Below are 7,838 nucleotides of genomic sequence, written 5' to 3'. Positions count from 1 at the left end.
TATAATTTTGTTAGGTTTCATTCTCGGTTTGGTTGTCCGCCTGGTGATGTGACTGAGTGGCTTCAAGAGGTGATGCCCCAGTTATCCTGACAGTATCATGGCAATATACGAAAAATATATGGGGATTCCTAGGGAAGGAATTAAAAGGGCAATTAAATTCTTTGTTATAATCACAAGTCCCACTCCCAATCCAAATAATAACAAAGCAACTTTCCCTATCATATATCCCTTTTAGGAAAGCAAACTTTAAAAAAGTGCGTCTCAACTTTTAGCCAGGTGGTTAAAGATGGCGAGGTTCCCAGAAGCAGAGGCCAGAATATTCAAAAAGTACGTGTGCTTAAGATGTGGAGCAACTAACCCATGGGGAGCAAAAAAGTGCAGAAAGTGCGGATACAAGAGGCTAAGGCCAAAAGCTAAAGAACCAAGAGGAGGAGGACGCTGATTACGACTTCAGCATGTTTAAAACATTCTCTATTGTTTCTATTCCCTTTTCCAACAACTTTTCTCCTTTTTCTGTAAGTCTATAGTACTTTCTTGAAGGTCTTCCTGCTTCACTTTCGTGCCATTCAGAGGTTACATAGCCTCCCTCTTCTAACCTATATAAAACCACATATGAACTCACTGTAGCTGGTTCAAAGCCAAATCTCTTTTTTAACTTGTTTCTGATTTCATACGCATACATTGGCCTGTCTTTGAGCAATTTTAGTATATACAACCACAACATTTCCTTCGTGAATTTATCCCTAAGTCTGAGTATAAACTCCTCCATCTTTATCACCTTCAATGAGATATATTCTCTCATCATAATAAAACATATGTCATTAAAATATTTTTCGATTACCCAATACTTGAACTGAACAAAAATGTTTGAAAACTTGACAAAGAAAAAACTAAGAAGAGAGATCAGAAGATAAGGGGAGCCCTGTATTCACCCCAAACTTCTCTTAGTACGTCAGTAACCTCTTGGAGAGTTGCTAAGTGCTTGTGGGCCTCAATAATGTATGGCATTAAGTTCACATCTTCTTTTTCAGCTGCATTTCTAAGCTTATCTAAGGTCTCCTGAACCTTCTTGTTGTCTCTTTCACTTCTCAGCTTCTTCAACCTTGCAATCTGCTTCTCTCTAATGCTTGGATCAACCTTTAGAATTTCGACCTCTATTGGCTCGTCAGTTACGAATGCATTAACTCCGACAATTATCCTCTTACCCTCTTCAATCTCTTTCTGATATTTGTATGCTGCCTCAGCAATCTCCTTTTGGATGTAACCTCTCTCTATTGCTCTCATCATTCCACCCATCTTCTGGATCTTCTCAATGTATTTGAGTGCCTCTTCATAGATGTGGTCTGTAAGCCACTCAATGTAATAGGCACCTCCCAGGGGATCCACAGTATCAACAACACCACTTTCGTAAGCTATAATCTGTTGAGTTCTTAGGGCTATTCTTACACTCTTCTCAGTCGGCAACGAGAGTGCCTCATCATAGCTGTTGGTGTGCAGACTCTGAGTTCCTCCCAATACTGCGGCTAGAGCTTGGATTGCAACTCTAACAATGTTATTCTCTGGTTGCTGAGCTGTTAGAGTTGAACCAGCTGTCTGAGTGTGGAACCTAAGCATCATTGACCTGGGATTCTTAGCGTTGAACCATTCTTTCATAATGTAAGCCCACAATCTTCTAGCAGCCCTAAACTTAGCTATCTCCTCGAGGAAGTTGTTGTGTGCCGCAAAGAAGAAGCTCAACCTTGGAGCAAACTTATCTACATCCATTCCCCTCTCGATTACTGCTTTTACGTATTCTATACCATCTGCAAGAGTGAATGCAACTTCCTGGACTGCGTTTGCTCCAGCCTCTCTGATGTGGTAACCGCTAATGCTTATCGGGTTCCACTTTGGAACATTCTCAGCACAATACATGATTATATCAGTTGTAAGCCTCATGCTAGGCTGAGGTGGGAATATGTAAGTTCCTCTCGCAATATACTCCTTCAAGATGTCGTTCTGAACAGTTCCCCTAAGAACATGTTGAGGAACACCCTGCTTTTCGGCCACTAGAATATACATTGCCAGCAAGTTGGCCGCAGTTGCGTTAATTGTCATCGATGTAGATACTTTATCTAAGGGTATTCCATCAAATAGTATCTCCATATCCCAGAGTGAATCTATAGCAACCCCTACCTTCCCAACTTCTCCCTCGGCCAAGGGATGATCTGAATCATAACCGAGTTGAGTTGGTAAGTCAAAGGCTACGCTTAACCCAGTCTGCCCTTGGCTTAAGAGGTACTTGTACCTTTTGTTTGACTCTTCCGCTGTAGCATATCCAGCATACTGCCTCATTGTCCATATTCTACCTCTGTACATCGTTGCATAAACTCCTCTTGTGAAGGGGTACTCCCCTGGGAAACCAAGCTTTTCCATGTAATCCCAATCTTCGCCAAGATCAGCTGGAGTGTATACCCTCTTAATTTCAAATCCATCATCCGTCATGAACTTTTCTTTCCTCTCAGGAGCTTTTTCGAGGAACTTCTTCACAGTAGTCTCTTCCCAGCGCTTCTCTTCCTCTCTAATCTTCTTTAGTGCCTCTTTATCAAACGTCATAATTATCACCCAAGAACATCTTAGATATTTTACCTATAAAAAACTTTACAAACCTAAAGTTCATAGCTGGCTTTTTTATCCACTTCTTCAACTCTCATATCTCAGCTAATTTCTCAGAGACACCAAAAAGCTTTAAGCACTTAATTATGATTCCTCAAGCACACCTCAAAGTTCTTTACAAGATTTATGATAAGCCTAGTAAAACAGATGTGAAGTGGACTATTACAGGAAGCTTAGGTTTTGCACTGCAAGGCGTTCCCATTGAGCCTCACGACATCGATATTCAGACCAATAAGGAGGGAGCATGCAAAATTGAAGAGCTATTTTCTGAATTCGTAATTGAGCCAGTTAAATTTAAAGAAAGTGATAAAATCTGATCTCACTTTGGCGCACTGCTAATTGACAACATTAAAGTTGAAATAATGGGAAACATTCAAAAGAAAGTCGGAAATAAATGAGAGTCCCAGTAGACATTTGTATAAAGGTATGGATATCAAGCATGTCAAGAGATAGGGAGAATTAAAAAGGCAGAATTCTTGAAAAAGTTGAGGTTTAAAAAATATGTTAAAAACAACACTTTTTATGTTTAGAATTATATTTGAAGGTTTCAATAATCTTTATATGAACTAACTCCCAACTATATTCCTGGTGATATAATATGAGCGAAGAAGTTCAAGAAAGGATATGGATTCTAATAACTCCAGACAAATGTAGTGGATGTAGGCTATGTGAAGTCACCTGTTCTCTGGAACATGAGGGAATTATATGGCCAGAGGCCTCAAGAATCCGAGTATTTGAGCTCTTCCCAGGGATTAACGTTCCTCACACCTGTGTTCAATGCCCAGATTACCCTTGTGTAAATGCCTGTCCAACAAATGCCCTAAGCGTTGATGAAAAGACAGGAGCTGTTGTCGTTAATGAAGAAAAATGCATAACCTGTGGCGCATGTGTTCTTGCCTGTCCTGGGAAAGTCCCGAGGATACCAGCAGGAAAAGGAAGTGTAGTGATATGTGACCTCTGTGGTGGAAATCCAAAGTGTGTTGAGATATGTCATGAAGCAGGACATGATGCTCTGAAGATTGTTACAGGAAACTACAGGCCAATTTACAGAACTTTTGCCAAGGATCCACAGGAGAAAAGCCTTGATATAGCAAGAAAGGTCTTTGGAGAAGATTTCTGAGGTGAGGAAAATGTATGCATACAATGGAAAACTTCTCGATGTGGACTTAACTAGAGAAAAAGTTAAGGAAGTTGAACTAAGTGAAGATGTTCTAAAAAAGTTCTACGGCGGTAGAGGACTAGGAACATATATTCTTTGGAAGGAGTTGGGAGAGAAGTGGGAAAAAGTTGACCCTCTTGGAGAAGAAAATCTCCTTTTGATCTTAACTGGGCCGCTAACAGGCTATTACCCAGGGATGAAGACTTCCATTGTTTCAAAATCTCCCGAAAGCAATGGAGTAGTTGGGAGTGTCCTAAGTAGCGAACTTGGATTAGAACTCAAGGCTGCAGGATACGATGGAATTATAATCAGAGGTAAAGCAAAATCCCCCGTATATCTCTTCATACACAACGATACTGTAGAGATAAGAGACGCAACAAAGTACTGGGGTATGGGTGGAATTGAGCTCTATAAAACCCTCTTAAAAGAGGTTCACGAAGAGATAAGGAAAAAAGAAAAGCTAAAAGGAGTTCCTAAGGAGCCAGCAATGATATACATAGGGAAAGGAGGTGAAAATAAAGTCCGGTTTGCCGCAATAATGACAAAGCTAATGCACGCCGCTGGATATGGCGGTTACGGAGCCGTCATGGGTAGTAAAAATCTTAAGGCAGTTATTGCAAAGGGCAGTGGGCCCTTACCAGAAGTTTATGATAAAGAAAAAATGAAAGTTCTTCTCAGAGAATTCTGGAAGGAGTTATTCTCAATGACCACCTTTAGAGAGTGGGGAACTGGTGCTGGAGGATACAGCGTAGGGCATGACCGGTCAAGTGAGCCGATAAGGAACTGGCAAGAGGAGTATCATGACAATGAAGAGATAAGCGTTGTCAACTTTGAGAATAGAACGTGGATAAAGAAGTATTGGGCAGACTATGGATGTCCAGTCAACTGTATGAAGATTTCCTACCTAAGATACGGTCCCTACAAAGGTTCAATTAGCGATGCCCCAGATTATGAGCTTCAAGCTTATATGGGGACAAACCTGGGAATATTTGAGCCAGAGAAAATTGTTTACCTTTCATACCTCGTTGATGAACTAGGTTTAGATGGGATAAACACCGGAAACATCTTGGGATTCGCAGCAGAGCTCTACCAAAGAGGAATTCTAACCAAAGAAGACCTTGGATTTGAGCTCAACTGGGGAGATGAAAAGGCGTTTGCAAAGCTTTTGCACCTGATAGTGGAAAAAGAAGGAATAGGAAAAATACTTGCAGAGGGAACCTACAGAGCAGCTCTAAAGATTTCAGAAATTAAAGGAATCGATGTAACTAAGTATGCAGTTCACGTGAAGGGAATTGCTGTAGGAGCTCACGGAATAAGGAGCGAACTTGACTATACTAAAGACATAAGCTATGCAGTTTCGGTTCAAGGGGGCGATCACACCTCAACTGCAGCCCTTCCAGCAAAGGGATATACAGGAGAGCTAGTTGAAGCATTTTATGACTCAGCGGTAATATGCAACTTCGTCACAAAGCCCGGGTTTGAGAAAATAATTGAGTTTGGAAATGCTCTCAGTGGATTCAACATTACTCCGGAACAGTGGGTTAATGAAGTTGGCCTAAGAATCATCCACCTTCAGAGAATACTTCTTCTCTTAGGCGGACCAGATGTGTTTTGGGATCCAAGAAAAGACGATGACAATCCACCAAGATTCTACGAACCACTCCCAAGTGGTCCTGTCAAAGGAAAGGCACCTAACAGGGAAGATATAAAGACAAAGGTCAAGCAGTATTATGAGGAAATTGGCTACGACGAGTATGGAATTCCTAAGGAAGAAGTTTTGGATGAGTTAGGCATTGGTGAGGCTAAAAGGGAAGTTAAGAGGATTAAGAAGCGCCTAAATCTTTAATTTTTCCTTTTAAACCTTTGGTTTAAATGAGCTTTTTAAGGCTTTATTGACAAAAAATATACGGTGATCTTTATGGTGGAGTACAAAGACATGACAATTAAAGTTGTCGGAGAAAGGCTTTCCCCAACTAAAATGAAGGTCAAAGCTGGAGACTTTGAGATAATGATGGATAAAGTTAATGGAGAAGCTCCAAGTCCAATCGATTATGTCCTTGCAGCTCTCGCTGGCTGTATTAACATTGTCGCAACTCTGGTAGCTAAGGACATGGGGATAAACATAGAAGACTTAACTGTGGAGGTAGAAGGTGTATTCAACCCAGGTAAGCTTTATGGTAAAGGAAACGAAAGGGCAGGATATAAGGAGATTAAAGTCAAAATTAAAGTAAAGAGTGACGCTGATGAAGAAACACTCAAAAAGTGGCTTGAACAAGTAGAGGCACGCTGTCCAGTTAGTGATAATCTAGCAAACCCAACTCCCCTAAATATTGAAGTTGAGAGGTATTAAGTGTCTTCTTATATTTCTTTCAGGTGCCTGGGGATGAAAGTAAAGGTCAAGTTATATGGTGAACTCGCTTTAAAGCACGGAGTAGAGGTGGAAGTTGAGGTAAAAGAAGGTGCAAGAGTGGTAGACATTCTTAGGATGTTGAAGATATCTCCCTCAGAGCATCATTTGATCTTAAATGAAAGGAAAGTTTCGCTAGATCACCAGCTAAAAGATGGGGATGTACTGAAAATCCTTCCAGTAGTTTATGGTGGGTAGTGAACAAAGCTTTTAGTGGATATACTCACACTCTCTCAATCTTTTCTCAAATCTTCAAACATTATATATCCAGCAAACATTTTAGTACACGATATTTAAGAGAACATACTACAAATTACAAGGCTTCGAGAAAATTACAGAGCAAGATTATAGGCTCCGGGACATAGAATCCCAACTTTCTCTTGGAAGTGTTTTCTTTAGAGAATACTAAGGCTATACTCCCAGTAGGCACGGGATTAGCGGAGTTTCAACTGTTCTATACTTTAGAAAGCCAAGGAAAAAGTTGTCGATGAAATTCTAATTCTAAGAGGAGAACTACCGAAAGTTTTATGTTTTTATAATTAATAATAAACTCCAGCTAGATATAATATGTAATGAGAAGCAGAAAGGAGGGACTAATATGAGACCTACTCTTGTTGATATTTTAGAAACCTACTTTTCTAAAGAAGAACTCAAAACATTTCTTGAAGAAGCAGGACTTAAAAAATCAGGAACTAAACGTGAACTAGCTGAGAGATTAGTCAATGAGTCCAACTATGATCCCGCTTTTCTACTCTCAAGACTAACCAAAGAAGATCTATTATGGATCCTAGAAGAAGAATTCGGGTTAAGTTTTCCACGTTCTACTAAAAAACAAGAATTAATAGATGCAATTCTTAATGAAGTTGAAGAAATACCAGAAGGATACGATAGAAGGCAGAGCTATGAGATGACTCATACAAGAGGAAACAGAAATTTAGAAAAAGCTATACTAAAGTCTTTGAAAATCTTTAAGCCATACAGATTTGAAAAAGAATCAGAATTAGAAGGCCAACTTGTAGTACACCTCCGAAACACTATAGAAGGAGCTGAAATAACACCTCAAAAAGCAGGAGCAAAGCGTGGAGATGCCTTCGTTCCAGACATTGTAATTGAAAATTACAGACCAGGTACAATGGAAAAGTTAGGAGTAGGTTACGAAACATTAAAAGAAGTTAATCCAGGCATAGTTTATGGTTGTGTATCAGGATTTGGACACTATGGACCATATAAAGATAGAGCCGGTTATGACATTATAGGTCAAGCTATGGGAGGATTAATGAGTACTACTGGTTGGCCAGATGGAGAACCAACAAGAACAGGAACTGCAATGGGAGATGTTTTAGCTGGATTATCAGTAACTATAGGGCTTCTAGCAGCAATAAGATACAGAGATAAAACAGGTATTGGTCAAAAAGTAGATGTATCTCTTGTAGATTCTGTAGTAGCAAGTTTAGAAATAATTAATCAAATATATCTAATTGAAGGTGAAATTCCACAAAGGATAGGAAACAGGTACGAATCAGTTTATCCTTATGATTCTTTCAAGGCAAAAGATGGTAGTCTTGTAATAGGATGTGGAAATGATAAACTATGGAGTAAACTATGTAATTTAATGGGGAA

The 7,838-nt window shown here is 39.7% G+C and carries 9 protein-coding genes and 1 pseudogene; 8 read left to right on the top strand and 2 right to left on the bottom strand.

Features of this window, described 5'->3' with window-relative positions:
• Positions 1-90, top strand: a pseudogene (locus tag PWP39_RS09270) (IS6 family transposase); the annotation flags it as partial.
• A 196-nt stretch (positions 91-286) separates the two neighbouring features.
• Entirely contained in the window at positions 287-442 is a 156-nt protein-coding gene (locus tag PWP39_RS09265) for a 50S ribosomal protein L40e (RefSeq protein WP_011012622.1), read from the top strand.
• Here PWP39_RS09265 and PWP39_RS09260 read toward each other — a convergent pair whose 3' ends face one another.
• Together PWP39_RS09260 and PWP39_RS09255 are read right to left on the bottom strand one after the other, a co-directional pair.
• A complete protein-coding gene (locus PWP39_RS09260) occupies positions 443-769 on the bottom strand; it encodes a PadR family transcriptional regulator (protein WP_288073532.1) in 327 nt (108 codons plus the stop codon).
• 134 nt (positions 770-903) lie between these two features.
• Entirely contained in the window at positions 904-2,592 is a 1,689-nt protein-coding gene (locus PWP39_RS09255) for an acyl-CoA mutase large subunit family protein (protein ID WP_288073530.1), read from the bottom strand.
• Positions 2,593-2,738: 146 nt separating this feature from the next.
• Between PWP39_RS09255 and PWP39_RS09250 the strand changes: the two genes are divergently transcribed.
• From PWP39_RS09250 to PWP39_RS09225, 6 genes are all read left to right on the top strand, one after another.
• The gene (locus PWP39_RS09250; RefSeq protein ID WP_011012625.1) at positions 2,739-2,969 is read left to right on the top strand and encodes a nucleotidyltransferase domain-containing protein; all 231 of its coding nucleotides are present in this window, start codon (positions 2,739-2,741) and stop codon (positions 2,967-2,969) included.
• 281 nt (positions 2,970-3,250) lie between these two features.
• Positions 3,251-3,772: an aliphatic sulfonate oxidoreductase polyferredoxin-like subunit gene (locus PWP39_RS09245; RefSeq protein WP_011012626.1), complete on the top strand. Its 522-nt coding sequence runs from the start codon at positions 3,251-3,253 to the stop codon at positions 3,770-3,772.
• Positions 3,773-3,782: 10 nt separating this feature from the next.
• Positions 3,783-5,657: an aliphatic sulfonate oxidoreductase WOR-like subunit gene (locus PWP39_RS09240; RefSeq protein ID WP_288073527.1), complete on the top strand. Its 1,875-nt coding sequence runs from the start codon at positions 3,783-3,785 to the stop codon at positions 5,655-5,657.
• A 72-nt stretch (positions 5,658-5,729) separates the two neighbouring features.
• Positions 5,730-6,161, top strand: a complete 432-nt coding sequence (locus PWP39_RS09235) for an OsmC family protein (RefSeq protein WP_011012628.1) — start codon at positions 5,730-5,732, stop codon at positions 6,159-6,161.
• A 33-nt stretch (positions 6,162-6,194) separates the two neighbouring features.
• Positions 6,195-6,416, top strand: a complete 222-nt coding sequence (locus PWP39_RS09230) for a MoaD/ThiS family protein (RefSeq protein ID WP_011012629.1) — start codon at positions 6,195-6,197, stop codon at positions 6,414-6,416.
• A 400-nt stretch (positions 6,417-6,816) separates the two neighbouring features.
• Positions 6,817-7,838: CoA transferase (locus PWP39_RS09225; RefSeq protein ID WP_288073525.1), on the top strand; the 1,022-nt coding region annotated here is incomplete at its 3' end.

Origin of the sequence: Pyrococcus sp. (assembly GCF_030153625.1) — an archaeon.
GTDB lineage: Archaea > Methanobacteriota_B > Thermococci > Thermococcales > Thermococcaceae > Pyrococcus > Pyrococcus furiosus.
The sequence above is the reverse complement of the archived record's forward strand: the minus strand, read 5'-3'. Positions and strand labels throughout refer to the sequence as shown.

Bases quoted from the DNA above. Each gene is read 5' to 3' on its own strand.
- PWP39_RS09230 (WP_011012629.1), top strand. From the start codon at position 6,195: ATGAAAGTAAAGGTCAAGTTATATGGTGAACTCGCTTTAAAGCACGGA.
- PWP39_RS09255 (WP_288073530.1), bottom strand. From the start codon at position 2,592: ATGACGTTTGATAAAGAGGCACTAAAGAAGATTAGAGAGGAAGAGAAG.
- PWP39_RS09260 (WP_288073532.1), bottom strand. From the start codon at position 769: ATGGAGGAGTTTATACTCAGACTTAGGGATAAATTCACGAAGGAAATG.
- PWP39_RS09265 (WP_011012622.1), top strand. From the start codon at position 287: ATGGCGAGGTTCCCAGAAGCAGAGGCCAGAATATTCAAAAAGTACGTG.
- PWP39_RS09240 (WP_288073527.1), top strand. From the start codon at position 3,783: ATGTATGCATACAATGGAAAACTTCTCGATGTGGACTTAACTAGAGAA.
- PWP39_RS09245 (WP_011012626.1), top strand. From the start codon at position 3,251: ATGAGCGAAGAAGTTCAAGAAAGGATATGGATTCTAATAACTCCAGAC.
- PWP39_RS09250 (WP_011012625.1), top strand. From the start codon at position 2,739: ATGATTCCTCAAGCACACCTCAAAGTTCTTTACAAGATTTATGATAAG.
- PWP39_RS09235 (WP_011012628.1), top strand. From the start codon at position 5,730: ATGGTGGAGTACAAAGACATGACAATTAAAGTTGTCGGAGAAAGGCTT.